Raw genomic sequence first — 15,453 nt, forward strand, 5'->3', positions numbered from 1 at the left:
ATGAAGAAAATACACGTGCTAGCGCTTATTCCCGTTCTTTGTTTAGTAGTTGGACCAGTATTTGCAAATTCGGTCACTCCTTACGTACTAGGGATGCCATTTTTATTATTTTGGGTATTATTATCGGTGCTTATTACCTCTCTTTGTATGGGTATTGTGTACGTATTCGATCCTGCTAATAAGGGGGATATGGAATGACAGCATTATTTATCATTATTTTATTCTTATTTCTAGCGCTATTTTTAGGTATTCGGGCGCAGCGTGGAAAAGATATGAATTTAGAGCAATGGTCAGTTGGAGGAAGAGGATTTGGAACGATTTTCGTATTTCTCCTTATGGCAGGCGAAATTTATACGACATTCACATTTTTAGGAGGAAGTGGATGGGCGTATAGTAAAGGAGCGCCTACTTTTTATATTTTAGGTTATGGCGCACTAGCTTATATTTTATCGTATTTCTTATTACCGCCAATTTGGAAATATGCGAAAGAACATAACCTTGTTTCACAGCCAGATTTTTTTGCGAAGAAATATAGAAGTAAAGCGCTTGGATTAATTGTTTCAATTGTTGGTGTTGTTTCCATCATCCCATATCTTGTTTTACAGTTGAAGGGATTGGGGATTATCGTTTCAGAAGCTTCTTATGGAAGGGTATCACCCGTTGTTGCAGTATGGATTGGTGCTATTGTTATAACTATATATGTAATGGTTTCAGGTATACATGGATCAGCTTGGACAGCCGCTTTGAAGGACATTATGATCCTGTTTATTGTTATGTTTTTAGGTATATATTTACCGTATCATTATTACGGAGGGTTTCAGCCGATGTTCGAAGCTGTAGAAGCTGCGAAACCAGGATTTTTATCTTTACCTGAAGAAGGGATGAGTATTTCTTGGTTTGTTTCTACTATTATATTAACGGCCCTAGGTTTTTATATGTGGCCTCATACATTTGCTTCTGCTTTCTCTGCTAAAAATGAAAAAGTATTTCGTAAAAATGCGGCAATTATGCCATTGTACTCTTTAGTTTTACTTTTCGTATTTTTTGCAGGGTTTGCTGCTATCCTGCAAGTTCCTGGATTAAAGGGAGCAGATGTAGATCTTTCATTATTCCGTCTTGCTTTACAAACTTTTGATCCTTGGTTTATTGGAATTATTGGTAGTGCTGGGGTATTAACGGCATTAGTTCCAGCATCCATGCTTGTTATGGCCGCGTCTACATTGTTAGCGAAAAATATTTACCGAACGATGATCCCATCTGCTTCAGATAGACAAGTGGCTAAAGTAGCAAAATTATTTGTGCCTGTAGTAACGTTTATAGCAGTTTTATTTACATTTAAAGGAGGAGAAACAATAGGAGCTCTCCTTTTAATGGGATACAGTATTGTAACGCAACTTTTCCCTGCACTTGTATGTAGTTTGTTTCCACGTCAAATTATTACGAAGCAAGGGGCGATTGCAGGAATGGCGATTGGTCTGTTAGTTGTTGCATATATTACCTTATCTGGTTCCACTATAGCTACGATGTTTCCGAGTTTCCCGCAGTATATAAAAGATTTAAACGTAGGTATAATCGCATTATTAATGAATATGATTGTGATGTTTGTAGTGAGTGGGATTACGAAAAGAGTATCTATAAAAACAGACAATATAATAGTAGAAAAATAACCTGTGCACGAGAGCTATCTTTGAAAAGAGATAGCTCTTTTTTGTATATATTTTCTTCTATTAGCGGAATCTAACTAAAAACTTGTTGAAAAGGAAGTTAGGTGGGGGAATTGTTAGAGTTAGAAGGTAACTTGTTTGAAGTTATGGAGGAAATTAGAGATGAGTTAGGTTCACCTAATGATTTAACAATTAGAGAAGTTGCTCTTGCTGGTAGTTTAACGCGCTGCGCTGTTATTTTTTTATGTGGGTTAACAGATAAGGATAATGTTTATAAATATGTAGTTCGTACGCTTCAATATGAAGAAATAAAAAAAGAAGCATCTATTGTTCAAACGTTATTGGATCGCTTTATTTCTATCGCAGAAGTCGGTATGAAAACAACATTTCCGGATATTATAAATGCGATTTTAGCGGGAGATACAGTTATATTAATTGATAATATTCAAACGGCTATTGTTGTTAACAGTAGAGCTTGGGAGAAAAGAAGTCTGGAGCCTCCAGTGACAGAAGATTTAATACGTGGACCAAGAGTTGGGTTAAATGAAGATATTAATGTAAATAAAATGTTAATTCGCCGTGGTTTACGTGATCCGAAGTTACGGTTTCAATCTTATATTATGGGGAAACGATCGCAGAAAGAAGTAACCTTAGTATATATAGAAGATATTATTAATCCGTATATTGTAAAAGAACTAGATCGGCGTCTTCAATCCATAGTGACAGATGTCATTTTTGAGACGGGAACGATTGAGCAATTAATTCAAGATAATAATTTGTCACCCTTTCCGCAGTTTTTAAATACGGAAAGACCTGATAATATTGTGGCTTCATTAGCGAAAGGAAAGGCAGCTATTTTGGTGGACGGATCACCGTTTGCTCTTATAGCTCCACTTGTATTTGTTGATATTTTTCAATCTGTCGAAGATCATTATGAGCGCTGGGTGATTGGAACGTTATTGAGAGTTTTACGGATGGTTTCTGGTATAATGGCAGTTTTGCTACCAGCTATGTATGTAGCACTTGTATCATATCATCAAGGGCTTATCCCATCTAAACTAGCTTATTCTATTGCGGGAGCCAGAGAAGGGGTACCATTTCCGGCATATATTGAAACATTAATGATGGCATTAACGATGGAGTTAATACGAGAAGCAGGAATTAGATTGCCAAAACCGATGGGACAAACAATTGGGATTGTAGGCGGGCTTGTAATTGGGGAAGCGGCGGTGAATGCAGGGATTGTAAATCCGTTCTTAGTTATTATTATTGCAGTTACTGCAATTGCTACATTTTCACTGCCTGTATATAGCATTACAATTACGTTTCGAATTTTACTTTTTGTTTTTGTATTAGCAGCAACTGCTTTTGGATTGTACGGAATCATTTTAGCTCTTATTTCACTTGCGATTCATATTACGAATTTAAAGAGTGTTGGTATTCCTTATACAACGCCTATTGCTCCTGCATTTTATAAAGATTGGAAAGAAGAACTTATTCGTATGCCAAAATCGATGTTGAAAGAGAGACCGGAATATTTACAAACAAAAGATTCTACAATACGTCCAAAGGAGCGAAAATAATTGAAACCATTTGAGTATGGCGATGAAGAGATTGGATCTCGGGAAATTGGGTTTGCGGTATCGTCAACCATTATTGGTATAGGGGCATTGTCTATGCCGAGAGATATTGCTGATCAAACTTTATTTTCGGACGGTTGGATTATTTTACTTTTGGGTGGATTGATATGTGCGGTTTTAGGTTGGTTTGTAACGAGGGTAGCTATTTTATTCCCAAAACAAAACTTTGTTCAATATACGAGTGCGCATTTGACGAAACCTGTTGCATACACAATTAGTAGCATCTTAGTATTAACATTTGCAGCTTTGACAGCATATGAATCGCGAATGATTGCGGTTATTTCACAAACATATTTATTTAGTGATACACCAATACAGCTATTGTCTTTCTTCTTCTTATTAGTTGTTATTTATGGAGTAGCTGGATCGAGAGCGGCTTTATTAAGGTTAAATGTTCTATTCTTGCCAATTGTTTTAATTGCGATAGTGCTTCTTTCTTTATTGAATGTGAACTTAATGGAAATAGATAATTTACTACCGGCTTTTCAAACGAATGTCAGTCAATATGCTGTAGGAGTTAAAAATTCTATTTTTACATTCATCGGATTTGAGGTAGCTCTGTTTTATGCTGTGTTGTTGAACGATAAGGCAGCGAAAAAAGCGCCAATGGCAGTTGCAAAAGCGGTGATGGTGAACGTATTGTCATACATTTTAATTTATGTAACTTGTATTAGTGTTTTTACATATATGACAACACGTGGATTGACATATCCAACAATTGAACTAGGAAAAGAAATTGAAATTGGTGGAGGGTTTTTAGAAAGATTTGATGCAATTTTTTTTACTACTTGGATTATTACTATTTATAACACGACAGCAATGTATTATGACGTCGCATCTTTATTATTTTGTGCTATGTTTCCGAAAGTGAAGAAACATATTTTCATTTTTGTAAGTGCCCCGATTATTTTTATGGTGAATATGATACCTAGTAATTTGAAGGAATTGTCAAGTTATGGGACTTATTTAGCTTGGATAGATATGGGGTTTGTCGTGTTAGCGCCTTTGTTAGTTTTTATTGTATATAAAATAAAAAGAAGGAATGGTAAAAATGAAACACCTTCTTAAAATAATAATGGTTATGGTTTTAGCTGGATCTATAAGTGGGTGCTCTGAGTTAGAAGAAATAGAAGAAAGAGGATTTGTAGTAGGTGCAGCTTACGATATTGTAAAGGCAAAGAAAGCAAATCCAATTATGAAAGGGACGTATCAGATGGTACTGCCCAGTAAATTGTCGCAACAAGGTGGACAAGGTGATGGAGATGGAGAAAATTATATTAATGTTAGTGCGAAAGCAGATAGTGTCTTTGAGCAAATCCGAATTATCGCCAAAAAAATTAGTCGTTCATTATTCTTTCCGCATATACAAGTGATTATTTTTTCTAAAGATTTACTAGCGAATCCATATGTTTTGCAAAATACGTTAGATGTATATATTCGCGATCATGAAATGAGAAGGAATATTCGTTTGTTCGTTTCTAAGAAAAATGCAGAAGCTATTTTAAAGCAGAGTGCCAAGCCTGAAAATTTGCCAGCGCAGTATATCGATATGTTAGCTGAACACCCTCCGAAAAATGCCCAAATGATTGAGGCTGCAAGAATTGGTGAAGTACAGGAAAAGATGATTTCCAATCGGAGTTTTGTATTACCTATTCTCGAACTAACAAAACAAGGGGTACAAATGAACGGGGCAGCGTTGTTTCGCGGGAAGGATAATAAGTGTGTAGGTATTTTGGGTGGGGAAGAAACATTAGGAATGAATTATATAATAGGTAAAAAAATTGGAGGTTTTTTTACCATTCGTAAAAAGGACCAACTTATTACATATGAAATTCATAAGCTGCGTCGGAAAATTAAAGTATCCACAATGAATGCTACAAAACCAAAGTTTGATATTCACATATCGCTGGAAGGCACATTGGCGGAGTTGCACTTTAGTGATCATAAAAAGGTTTTGAATGAAAAGCGTTTAGAGAAGGATATTTCGGAGGAAATGGAGAAACGCATTCAAAAATCGATTAAGCTTGTTCAAAAAAAATATAAGGTAGATGTATTAGAATTAGGAGAAGTGTATAAGAGACATAATTATAAAGAGTGGAAAAAAATAAGTAAGAATTGGGATCAAGGTCAGAATTATTTTAGTGATGCTGAAATTACTGTTCATGTTCATCCGATAATTGAACATTCAGGTTCAGCTTTACCGAAGAGAGTGAAATAAGGTGATGAAAGTTGTTTACTGGATTAGGAATTAGTTGCACGATATTAATGGCGGTTCTTCCGGGAACCATATACTTCATCCATAAAAAACTCACAACGTATGGAGCGCAACCGTGGAAAGAAAAAAAGAAACCTGAATGATTTTCAGGTTTCTTTCGCGCAAAGCATATGTGAAGGGGGATACCTTCTATGTATGCTTTGTTTTTCTCCCGCGTTAATGGGCAGTAAGACTCTTACCTAAAAAAATCGGTGGAAGCAAGGTATTAGATAGGAAGTCAACTGCCCGTACACGCCCGATTAGTGAGGGCTAATACAAGCCCCTACTGAGTAAAATTTCACTTTATACTAGCCCTAACCAATGTACCAATTGTGTAGAGAGGAATGTAACAACAATGGCGATAACGGTAGGGATTGCAAATGATAAGAATGTCCATTTTGCACTTTTTGTTTCTTTATATATGTTAACTAGTGTCGTTCCGCACGGGAAATGAAGAAGGGAGAACAACATTGTGTTTAACGCTGTTAACCAAGTCCAACCGTTTTCTAAGAATAGATTTTTAATCTGATTAAAATCATCTATTTCAGTTAAAGATCCAGTTGATAAGTAAGACATTAATAAAATCGGAATAACAATTTCGTTAGCTGGTAGTCCAAGAATGAATGCAGCTAGAATAAAGCCGTCAAGTCCTAACATTTTAGCGAATGGATCTAGGAAGTTTACAAAATACATAAGCAGGCTTGTGTCACCGATGAAAATATTAGCGAGTAACCAAGTTAATGCAGCGGCAGGAGCAGCTACAACTATAGCTCGTTTTAAAACATAGATGGATTTATCGAGTGTTGCACGTACAATTGTATTCCAAATTTTTGGCTTACGGTACGGTGGTAACTCAAGTGTGTAGTGAGTTGGAACACCTTTTAAAGCTGTTTTCGATAGTACCCAAGAAACGGTTAACGTCATAATAACACCAATTACAACCATTCCAACTACAACGCCAGCGGTAACAAATGTTTGCATACTACCTGTATAACCAGCAGCCATAAATAGTGAAGCCATTAAAATTAACGTAGGCCAGCGACCGTTACATGGAACGAAGTTGTTTGTTAAGATAGCAAGCATACGTTCACGTGGCGATTCGATAATACGCGTTGACATAATAGCAGCTGCATTACAACCGAATCCCATTGCCATTGTTAAAGATTGTTTACCATGAGCACCAGATCGCTTAAATAAACGATCCATATTAAACGCAACACGTGGTAAGTATCCGTAGTTTTCTAATAGTGCGAACATAGGGAAAAAGATTGCCATAGGTGGTAACATAACGCTAATAACAGCACCGATACCACGGAATAAACCAAGTATTAAAATACCATGTAACCATTCAGGTGAATGCATTGCTTGGAACCAAGATGTTAAATATCCTTCTACCCATCCAAAGAACTCAGCAATCATATCAGATGGTACGTTAGCGCCTGCAATTGTAAGATAAAAGATAATAGATAAAATACCTAGCATAATTGGAAATCCCCAAATTGGAGATGTGAAAATTTTATCTAGTTTTTCAGAACGATACAATTTATCAGTATTTGTATATTGAACAGATTCTTTACATATGCTTGCAGATGTTCGGTAAATATCTCCGACAATATCATCTCGTATATCTTCTTTTGATAGTGTTTGTGCATGTTGAATAATATAGTCCAATGGAAGAGCTTTACTGGCTGAGTGAGATTCCATTTATTACGACCTCCCTTACAAGTGGTTCATTATGGTGTTTTTGAAGTGTAGTTAAGAAATTTTTATCCCCATCTAATATACGTAACGCAATCCAGCGTGCTGGATACGCATCACCGAACACTTTATAAATTTGTGGTTCTAATTCCTGAATCATATTTTCGATTTTTTCGCTGTAAGTAATTTTAATTGGTGTTGGAATTAGTTTTTTATTTGCTACTTTAGCAATGACATTTAGTAAATGCCCGATACCAATTCGGTTTCGAGCTGAAATCTTCACTACCGGTACACCGAGTGATGTTGCTAATTTCTTTTCATCAATAACGATGCCTTTTTTCTCAGCTTCATCAATTAAGTTAATACAAATAACTACGCTGCTCGTCATTTCCATCACTTGGAGTGCTAAATTTAAATTTCTCTCCATAGCAGTTGCGTCTATAACAACTACAGTGACTTCTGGCTTTTCAAAGATAATATAATCTCTCGCCACTTCTTCATCCGCAGAGTTTGAATATAGTGAGTAAGTTCCAGGTAAATCTATTAATGTATATTTATTTCCGTTATGTTCATATTCCCCTTCGGCCTTTAAAACAGTTTTTCCCGTCCAGTTTCCAGTATGTTGTTTTAAGCCTGTTAAAGTATTAAATAATGTACTTTTCCCGGTATTCGGGTTGCCAGCTAAAGCAATACGGTGGTTGCTCATCTGAAATCATCTCCTATTAATACCCCGAAAATAAGGGAGCTTTCTTCTTTACGCAGTGCAATAGTTGTATTGCTTACTTGATAAGCGACCGGATCTCCAAGTGGACTGCGCTGTAATACTTTAATCGTTGCCCCAGGGATAAACCCTAGATCTAATAAACGTCGTTTCATAGTTCCTTCTAATTGTATCTTCTCAATTTGTACAAACTCTCCTGTTTTAAATGCAGAAAGTGGTCTTGTATTAGCCGATACCATAAAAGTTACCTCATCTCTATATTGTTAGTTTAAGTTTAAAAAGTTTCCTTAGGTAAACTTTTTGCTACTAATATAGTAGACTACATTGAATGATGCTGTCAATTAGTACTTTAAAAATATTCAATTATTTTTAGAATTGTTCCAATTTATTTAGTTGTACTAAAAAAAAATACTGAAATTCTGTTTAATGTAAATAAAATGAGATTGTAAAAGTTAAAAATATAGTGGATTTGTAAATATATTTTTAACTAAAAGGTGAAAAGAAAGAAAAACATTTACATTGAGTTTACATTATTAAGAATAAATTTACATTACAGCTCGTTTAGTGTGGATTTTGTTGGGTTCTTTAACTACAAATGTTGGGATTCCTAGCTTTTTAGGATTATTATCGCCATTTACTTAAAATTAAAAATTGCTTAACACTCACATAATATTGTTGTCCTACAATGAATTTGTGTTCGAAAAAAGTAGACGAATGTGAAAAGTGATAATCCAAATGGGGGTACAAGACATGGTTATGAAAAAGGGTATTAAATTTTCTTTAGCAGCTTTAGTGGTAGCAGGAGCATTAGTTGGATGTGGGAAAGCAGAAGATACAGCTAGTAAAGATAATGCTAAAGGAAGCGATAATGCAAAACAAGAATTGTCAGGTACGATTGCAGCTGCAGGTTCTACAGCGCTTCAACCTCTTGCAGAGGAAGCTGGAAAGAAATTCATGGAGAAAAATTCAAAAGTTTCTATTCAAGTTCAAGGTGGCGGTAGTGGAACAGGGATTAACCAAGTAGCATCTGGTGCAGTACAAATTGGTAATTCGGATGTTCCATCTGGAGATAAAATAAAAGATGCTGATAAAGCAAAAGAATTAGTAGATAACAAAGTTGCGGGTATCGCATTCGCGCTTGTCGTAAATAAAGATGTAAAAGTTGATAACTTAACAGTACAACAAGTACAAGATATCTTCACTGGAAAAGTAACGAATTGGAAAGAGGTTGGCGGGAAAGACGAAAAAATCAACGTAATTAACCGTCCAGCTTCATCTGGTACACGTGCTACTTTTGAAAAGACAGTGATGAAAGACGCGAAAATTAATGATGGAACTGGTACAACACAAGATTCTAATGGTGCTGTAGAGCAAGCGATTAACTCTACTCCAGGTTCAGTGAGTTACTTAGCAATGTCTTACATGGTTGGTGAGAAAAAAGGTGCGCTACAAACGGTTAAAATTGATGGATCTGAACCAAAAGTTGAGAACATCGCTGCTGGTAAATATCCATTCTGGTCTTACGAGTACATGGTAACAAAAGGTGAGGCAAAAGAAGCAACAAAAGCTTACATTGACTATGTAAAAGGTAAAGATTTCGAAAAGCAAGTAGAAGATATGGGTTACATTCCGATGTCTAAATTAAATAAGTAATAAAATTTATGGGGCTGGCTGCAAGGTCAGTCCTGTTCATTTCAATTTATGAAGTGGGGTCTGTCCTGTGATGAAGGGGAAAAAACAAATAAATTACGTAAAGAGTGAATATATAGGAAGATCACTCGTTACGTTTTGTGGTATTTTTATTGTTTTAGTTACATTAGCTATTATTGCGTTTATTTGTGGTAAAGGAATTCAATCTTTTACGCAAAGTGGTATCTCATTTACTGAGGTATTAACATCGACAAAATGGAATCCGAATGCTGAAGAAGGAACCTTCGGAGCTGTAATTTTTATTATAGGTTCAACATTGGTTTCGATAGGTGCAGTTATTATTAGTGCGCCAATTGCTATAGCTCTTGCTATATTTATGAATTTAATTTCGCCGAAGTTCGGAAATAAAGTATTGAAGCCTGTTTTAGAACTATTAGTTGGTATTCCTTCAGTTGTATACGGGTTATTAGGGGTTACGATTTTAGTGCCACTATTACGTGATTCGTTTGGAGGAGTGGGCTTTAGTTTAATTGCGGGTATTATTGTCCTAAGTATTATGATATTACCTACTATTGCTAGTATCGCTTCTGATGCAATACGCTCTGTTCCATTTGATTATTTAGAAGCTTCTTATGGTCTAGGATCAACGAAATGGCAAGCGATTAGTCGAGTGATTGTTCCTGCTGCAAAACAGGGGATTTTAACAGGTATAGTTTTAGGATTAGCGCGTGCTTTTGGTGAAGCGTTAGCGGTTCAAATGGTAATCGGGAACACGATTAAATTACCAGAAGGAATATATAGTCCAACAGCAACGTTAACGGGTATTCTGACAATGGATATGACGAATACATTGAACGGAACAGCTTGGAACAATGCGCTATGGACATTAGCGATGATTTTGCTTGTTATTTCATTCCTGTTTATTTTAGTAATTCGAGCGATTGGTCAAAGAGGTGAGCGATAATAATGAATGCAAGAACGGTAAATAAAGTTTGGACAGGTATCTTTTATGCGGTTGCGGCTTTAGTTGTAGCTTTGCTAGTGTTCTTAGTGTTTGAAATTTTACAAAAGGGATGGGGATTTTGGGATCCTAATTTCTTGTTTGGAGAACCAAGCAATACAAGAGCTGGTGGTGGGATTGGTCCGCAGTTATTCAATTCCTTCTATATGCTTGTTATAACGCTTATTATATCTATTCCTCTTGGATTAGGTGCTGGAATATATTTAGCGGAGTATGCAAAACAAGGTCGATTTTTAAGTTTTGTTCGTTTATGTATTGAAACAATGGCGTCTTTACCTTCTATTGTTGTTGGTTTATTCGGTTTGTTAGTGTTCGTTACAATGACAGGCTGGGGATACACGGTAATGGGTGGTGCTTTAGCTTTAACTATTTTAAACTTACCAGGTTTAACGCGTGTTTGTGAAAATGCGATTTCAGAAGTTCCTCATAATGTAAAAGAGGCGAGTCTTGGATTAGGTGCGACAAAGTGGCAAACGATCGCGCGTATTATTATCCCGTCGTCATTACCGCAAATTATTACAGGTGTTATTTTAGCGGCTGGCCGTATATTTGGTGAAGCAGCGGCATTAATTTACACAGCGGGTTTAACATCTCCAATTTTAAATTCAGCAGCGGACTTCTCAAGTCCTGCGCATCCTTTAAATCCATTTAGACCAGCTGAAACGTTAGCGGTTCATATTTGGAAGTTGAATTCTGAAGGGATTATCCCGGATGCGAAGTTGATTGCGACAAAATCTGCAGCTGTATTAATTATTATGGTATTACTATTCAATGTTATTTCACGCCTGATAGCATCTGTATTGCATAAGCGTTTTACAGGAACGAAAAGAAAAAGTAAAACGACGAAGAAGGTAAAAGCGGCATAAGTTATAAAGAAGAACTCTCTATTTATAAGTAGGGGGTTCTTTTTGTATTTTAATATAGAAGAAATGGATATAAAGGGGGGGAGTAAAAGACCTTCAAATAACGAATATCTTATTGTAGACTTTGGTCAACCTATAGAGCGATATGCGCAAAAGAAGGATGGATTATATGGGTAGGTAAAGAAAAGGCGTTATCTTCATTCGTGAAGATAACGCCTTTTTACTTTAAATATCAGGTGTTTCTGTAGAAGTACTGATTTTTCTGCGTGAACGTCTTTTTCTACCGATTTTATCCAGTAATTCGTACATAACAGGAACGACTACTAATGTAAGAACAGTTGAGACTGCCAAACCGCCGATTACAACAACTGCCAAACTTTTTGATACCATACTCCCTGCTTGAGATTGACCGAATAGGAGAGGGAGCATAGCAACGATTGTTGTTACAGCTGTCATAATAATTGGACGAAGTCTCGTGGACCCAGCTTCTAGTAAGGCGTCCCTTGTTTCCATGCCATTTTCTCGATTTTGTTGCACTCTTTCTATTAATACAATTGCATTTGTGACGACAATCCCAATTAACATTAATGCGCCAATTAAAGAATTTATATCGACAGGTGTTCTTGAAATGATTAATCCTAAAATACCACCGACAGCAGCTAATGGTAAGGAGAATAAAATTGCAAAAGGAGCACGCGCTTGCCCAAAGGTGATAACCATAATTAAATATACAATCCCAATTGCAATCCCCATGATTTTGAATAAATCTGTGAAGTTCTCTTGCATAGATTCAGTGGCGCCGGCGATATTTACTTTTGCTCCACTAGGTAAATCTAAGTTGGTTATCGCATTGTTTACTTCTGCGCTTACTTTACTTAAATCTTCACTTGAGGCTTCAGCAGTAATTTGAATTGTTTCTTTTCCGTCTTTATGGAAAATTTCTGTTTGAAGTTGTTTTTCTGAAATAGTTGCAATGTCCTTTAAAGGAATTGGTCCGTTAATAGGTGACAGTATGTTTGCGTTTAAAATATCTGTTTGTTTATTAATATTTTCTTTTTTGTGCTCTATCATAATAGTAGTTTTTTCATTGTTAATTGAAATTTCACCAATAGGCGATTTCTTCATAAGGAATGCTACTTGTTGTGCTGCTAATTCTGGGGTTAAACCTAATTGTTCGGCTTTTGTTTGATCAATATGAATTTGCCATTCTTTCTTAGAGTCTTCTAAATTCGTTTTTACTTTAGAGAGAGCATCCATACTCTTTAGTTTGGTTTCGGCGATGTTAGCGGCTTTTTTTAGATTCGTTTCGTTAGTAGCAGTTACGTTAAATTGTAAATTGTTACCCCCACCAGAGCTTGAATAACTCGTTTTTATATAATCAAGTTCGGCAGGTTCAAAAGATTTATGATCTTTCTTTAAGTCTTTAATATATTGGTCGATATTAGACCCCTTTTTGAAGACTACAAATATACTGGCAAGATTATTTTTAGTCGTTTGCCCCCATTGTGCATCTTCTGCGCTAGATCCCATTCGTAAAATAACATCTGTTACATCAGGATTAGAGAGTAGTTTCTTTTCGAAGTCAAAGGCTTTTTGTTTTTGAGATTCAGAATTATAATCAGCTGGAAACGTCATATTAACGGATAACATTGTATCATCTTCGGACTTTATGTTCGATTTTGGTAGTAATATATATGCAGCGATTGATCCCGCAAATAATAAAAATGAAGTTAGTAGAATAATAAATTTATGAGAAAGAGCCCACTTTAATGTAGCTACATATCGTGGTGAAGAGCTCGGCTTGCGATGCTTTGTTTTTTTGAGTAGTAAAAAAGCCATAAGTGGAACAACTGTTAATGCGACGATTAAAGAAGAAAGGATAGAATATACAACTGCTAATACCATAGGTAACATTAATTTTCCGATTACTCCTGATACGAGGCCGATAGGTAAAAAAACAGCGACCGTTGTTAAAGTAGAAGAAGTGATTGCGACGGCAACCTCTTTCGTTGCATCGATAATAATATCTTTAGAGAAAGGTTCTTTTTGTAAACGGCGAAAAATATTTTCAATGACAACGATACTATCATCGACGAGACGTCCAACTGCAACTGCTAAGCCACCGAGAGTTAAAATGTTAAGTGTGATGTTAGATTGGTGTAGTAAAAAGAGTGTTAATAAAATAGATAATGGAATACTGACAACAGCGATGAGTGTCGTTCGGAAGTTACGCAAAAAGATTAAGATAATTAGAGTAGCGGCGATTGCGCCAAGGATTACTTCTTTTCCCATACTAGTAACAGCATTTTCAACTTGTTCATGAGTTGAGGCTAAAAGTTTAATAGAAAACTGATCTTTATATTGCTTACTTATGTCTTTAATTTTTTTATCAATCTCTTTTCCAATTGCAACCGCGTTTTTACTCGGCTCTTTCATGATGATTAATCCTGTTCCTTCTTCTCCGTTTATGTGTGATATTGTATCGTAGTTTTGTTTCAGTTCAATTTGAGCAATATCTTGCAATTTCACTTGAGGTGCTACGGTGATGTTTTTAATCTCATTTATATTTTTTACTTCCCCGATGACACGAAGATTGTATTCTTCTTTATTAACAGTAATTGCTCCAGTGGGAGTGGAAGTTTCTTTTCCCTGTACAACTTTTAATACTTGCTCTGATGTTACGTTTTTATCTTTTAGTTTGTTAGGATCAAGAACGATGGATAATTCGGAAGTTGATTTTCCGAAAAACATGACATTGGCAACACCATCAATGCTTTCGAGTTGTGGTACGATTTCTTTCTCGATTTGTTTTTCGTCAGCTTTTGAAAATCCATTTTGCTTCTGAATGGTAATTTGAGCGAGTGGAATCATAGAAGTATTTAATTGGCTAACTACAGGTTTAGTTACATCTTTAGGTAATTTAATCGTATTAATTGCTTTTTCGACTTCGCGTGCTGCATCTTTCATATTTGCCTTGGATGTATATGCAATGTCGATGCGTGATAATCCTTCGTGTGTGGAGGAAATGATGCCATCAATATGTTCTAAATTACGAAACTGTTTTTCAAGGGGATCAGTTACGTCTTTAGTCATCGTTTCAGCATCGAGCCCTTGAGATAATGTTGTGACAGTTATTGCAGGGTTATCGATGCTTGGTAAAAATTCCATAGGTAATTTAGAGCCGGAATAAACACCGAGTATGGAAATGAGAAAAACCATGATAATAATAGCAGCTCGGTTTTTTAATGAAAATTTTGTTAACCTATCCATAAGATAATTCCTCCATTAGTATTTATAGTTTTGTGGGCACTCTCTTACTATATAACAAAAAATGGATATTTTTCATTAATTAAATGTAAAAAAATTCTAACAACAATCTTAAGTTAATGTTTTTGGTGAGATTGTATTATTTGTATAAAGTGCAATTTTTGATGGGGGAGGAAATTGTTCGTTCGAATTGCTTTTTAATGTGGATTGATTCGTTTCTTACGGCTAATTTATATCGTTATTCTATAGGGAGTAAATGATTATGAACTTTAATATAGAAGAGAATGAAAATCTGAGAAGTTATTGTGACCTACAGTTTGGTTGCTCGGAGTGTATTGGTATACAATCAAAATACCTGTTTTCAGTAGAGAGGATAAGGAGTCCTTACATAGAAGAAAGTAGGATAGGTGATTTTTTTGTTTTTTTTATAAAAAGTACTTGTTATTTCGAAATCACGATGGTATATTAATAAACGTCGCTGATGCGGAAACGCAGAAAACGACAAAAAGAAATTAAGAAACATTGTTGACATCGAAAAATGAAGATGTTAATATGATGAAGTCGCTTATGAAGCGGCGGACAAGTTCTTTGAAAACTGAACGAAACAAACAACGTGAAACGTCAATTTTTATTTTTAGATGCTAGACAAACTAACTTTATTGGAGAGTTTGATCC

12 protein-coding genes are annotated in these 15,453 nt (G+C 35.7%); 8 read left to right on the top strand and 4 right to left on the bottom strand.

What is annotated here, in order from left to right:
* From JDS98_RS19200 to JDS98_RS19220, 5 genes are all read left to right on the top strand, one after another.
* Positions 1 to 198 (top strand): DUF3311 domain-containing protein, encoded by a 198-nt coding sequence (locus tag JDS98_RS19200; RefSeq protein WP_000719865.1) that lies wholly within the window; start codon positions 1 to 3, stop codon positions 196 to 198.
* Positions 195 to 1,667, top strand: coding sequence for a sodium:solute symporter family protein (locus tag JDS98_RS19205; RefSeq protein WP_000125691.1), 1,473 nt, complete (start codon positions 195 to 197; stop codon positions 1,665 to 1,667). Before JDS98_RS19200 ends, JDS98_RS19205 begins: the two co-directional genes overlap by 4 nt.
* A gap of 101 nt (positions 1,668 to 1,768) precedes the next feature.
* On the top strand, positions 1,769 to 3,247 hold the full coding sequence (gerLA, locus tag JDS98_RS19210) for a spore germination protein GerLA (protein ID WP_002042673.1): 1,479 nt from the start codon (positions 1,769 to 1,771) through the stop codon (positions 3,245 to 3,247).
* Positions 3,248 to 4,372, top strand: a complete 1,125-nt coding sequence (gene gerLB, locus JDS98_RS19215; protein ID WP_000801987.1) for a spore germination protein GerLB — start codon at positions 3,248 to 3,250, stop codon at positions 4,370 to 4,372. It abuts the gene before it with no gap.
* Positions 4,356 to 5,522: a Ger(x)C family spore germination protein gene (locus tag JDS98_RS19220; RefSeq protein WP_141554649.1), complete on the top strand. Its 1,167-nt coding sequence runs from the start codon at positions 4,356 to 4,358 to the stop codon at positions 5,520 to 5,522. The genes gerLB and JDS98_RS19220 overlap by 17 nt, the downstream gene beginning before the upstream one ends.
* 339 nt (positions 5,523 to 5,861) lie before the next feature.
* Here the strand turns inward: JDS98_RS19220 and JDS98_RS19225 are convergent, their stop codons facing one another.
* From JDS98_RS19225 to JDS98_RS19235, 3 genes are read right to left on the bottom strand one after another with little or no spacing between them, the layout of a single operon-like run.
* Complete coding sequence (locus tag JDS98_RS19225) at positions 5,862 to 7,262, bottom strand: nucleoside recognition domain-containing protein (protein ID WP_000443614.1); 1,401 nt, start codon at positions 7,260 to 7,262, stop codon at positions 5,862 to 5,864.
* Positions 7,240 to 7,962 (bottom strand): FeoB small GTPase domain-containing protein, encoded by a 723-nt coding sequence (locus JDS98_RS19230; protein WP_000064957.1) that lies wholly within the window; start codon positions 7,960 to 7,962, stop codon positions 7,240 to 7,242. Before JDS98_RS19230 ends, JDS98_RS19225 begins: the two co-directional genes overlap by 23 nt.
* Positions 7,959 to 8,216: a FeoA family protein gene (locus JDS98_RS19235; RefSeq protein WP_000252995.1), complete on the bottom strand. Its 258-nt coding sequence runs from the start codon at positions 8,214 to 8,216 to the stop codon at positions 7,959 to 7,961. The genes JDS98_RS19230 and JDS98_RS19235 overlap by 4 nt, the downstream gene beginning before the upstream one ends.
* A 511-nt stretch (positions 8,217 to 8,727) precedes the next feature.
* Here JDS98_RS19235 and JDS98_RS19240 point away from each other — a divergent pair.
* The 3 genes from JDS98_RS19240 to pstA all read left to right on the top strand — a co-directional run bounded on the left by JDS98_RS19240 (position 8,728) and on the right by pstA (position 11,514).
* Positions 8,728 to 9,630 (top strand): phosphate ABC transporter substrate-binding protein PstS family protein, encoded by a 903-nt coding sequence (locus tag JDS98_RS19240; protein ID WP_000245100.1) that lies wholly within the window; start codon positions 8,728 to 8,730, stop codon positions 9,628 to 9,630.
* A 70-nt stretch (positions 9,631 to 9,700) separates the two neighbouring features.
* Positions 9,701 to 10,591: a phosphate ABC transporter permease subunit PstC gene (pstC, locus tag JDS98_RS19245; protein ID WP_199634213.1), complete on the top strand. Its 891-nt coding sequence runs from the start codon at positions 9,701 to 9,703 to the stop codon at positions 10,589 to 10,591.
* Positions 10,592 to 10,593: 2 nt separating this feature from the next.
* Complete coding sequence (gene pstA / locus JDS98_RS19250) at positions 10,594 to 11,514, top strand: phosphate ABC transporter permease PstA (protein ID WP_000994143.1); 921 nt, start codon at positions 10,594 to 10,596, stop codon at positions 11,512 to 11,514.
* 222 nt (positions 11,515 to 11,736) lie between these two features.
* Here the strand turns inward: pstA and JDS98_RS19255 are convergent, their stop codons facing one another.
* Positions 11,737 to 14,781, bottom strand: coding sequence for an efflux RND transporter permease subunit (locus JDS98_RS19255; protein WP_199634214.1), 3,045 nt, complete (start codon positions 14,779 to 14,781; stop codon positions 11,737 to 11,739).
* Between the last annotated feature and the right edge of the window lie 672 nt (positions 14,782 to 15,453).

Source organism: Bacillus cereus group sp. N11, from assembly GCF_016483605.1.
In the GTDB taxonomy this organism is placed as follows: domain Bacteria; phylum Bacillota; class Bacilli; order Bacillales; family Bacillaceae_G; genus Bacillus_A; species Bacillus_A toyonensis.

Excerpts from the sequence above, each read along its gene's own strand:
- JDS98_RS19200 (WP_000719865.1), top strand. The coding sequence starts at position 1 with ATGAAGAAAATACACGTGCTAGCGCTTATTCCCGTTCTTTGTTTAGTA.
- JDS98_RS19205 (WP_000125691.1), top strand. The coding sequence starts at position 195 with ATGACAGCATTATTTATCATTATTTTATTCTTATTTCTAGCGCTATTT.
- JDS98_RS19220 (WP_141554649.1), top strand. The coding sequence starts at position 4,356 with ATGAAACACCTTCTTAAAATAATAATGGTTATGGTTTTAGCTGGATCT.
- JDS98_RS19225 (WP_000443614.1), bottom strand. The coding sequence starts at position 7,262 with ATGGAATCTCACTCAGCCAGTAAAGCTCTTCCATTGGACTATATTATT.
- JDS98_RS19230 (WP_000064957.1), bottom strand. The coding sequence starts at position 7,962 with ATGAGCAACCACCGTATTGCTTTAGCTGGCAACCCGAATACCGGGAAA.
- JDS98_RS19235 (WP_000252995.1), bottom strand. The coding sequence starts at position 8,216 with ATGGTATCGGCTAATACAAGACCACTTTCTGCATTTAAAACAGGAGAG.
- JDS98_RS19240 (WP_000245100.1), top strand. The coding sequence starts at position 8,728 with ATGGTTATGAAAAAGGGTATTAAATTTTCTTTAGCAGCTTTAGTGGTA.
- pstC (WP_199634213.1), top strand. The coding sequence starts at position 9,701 with ATGAAGGGGAAAAAACAAATAAATTACGTAAAGAGTGAATATATAGGA.
- pstA (WP_000994143.1), top strand. The coding sequence starts at position 10,594 with ATGAATGCAAGAACGGTAAATAAAGTTTGGACAGGTATCTTTTATGCG.
- JDS98_RS19255 (WP_199634214.1), bottom strand. The coding sequence starts at position 14,781 with ATGGATAGGTTAACAAAATTTTCATTAAAAAACCGAGCTGCTATTATT.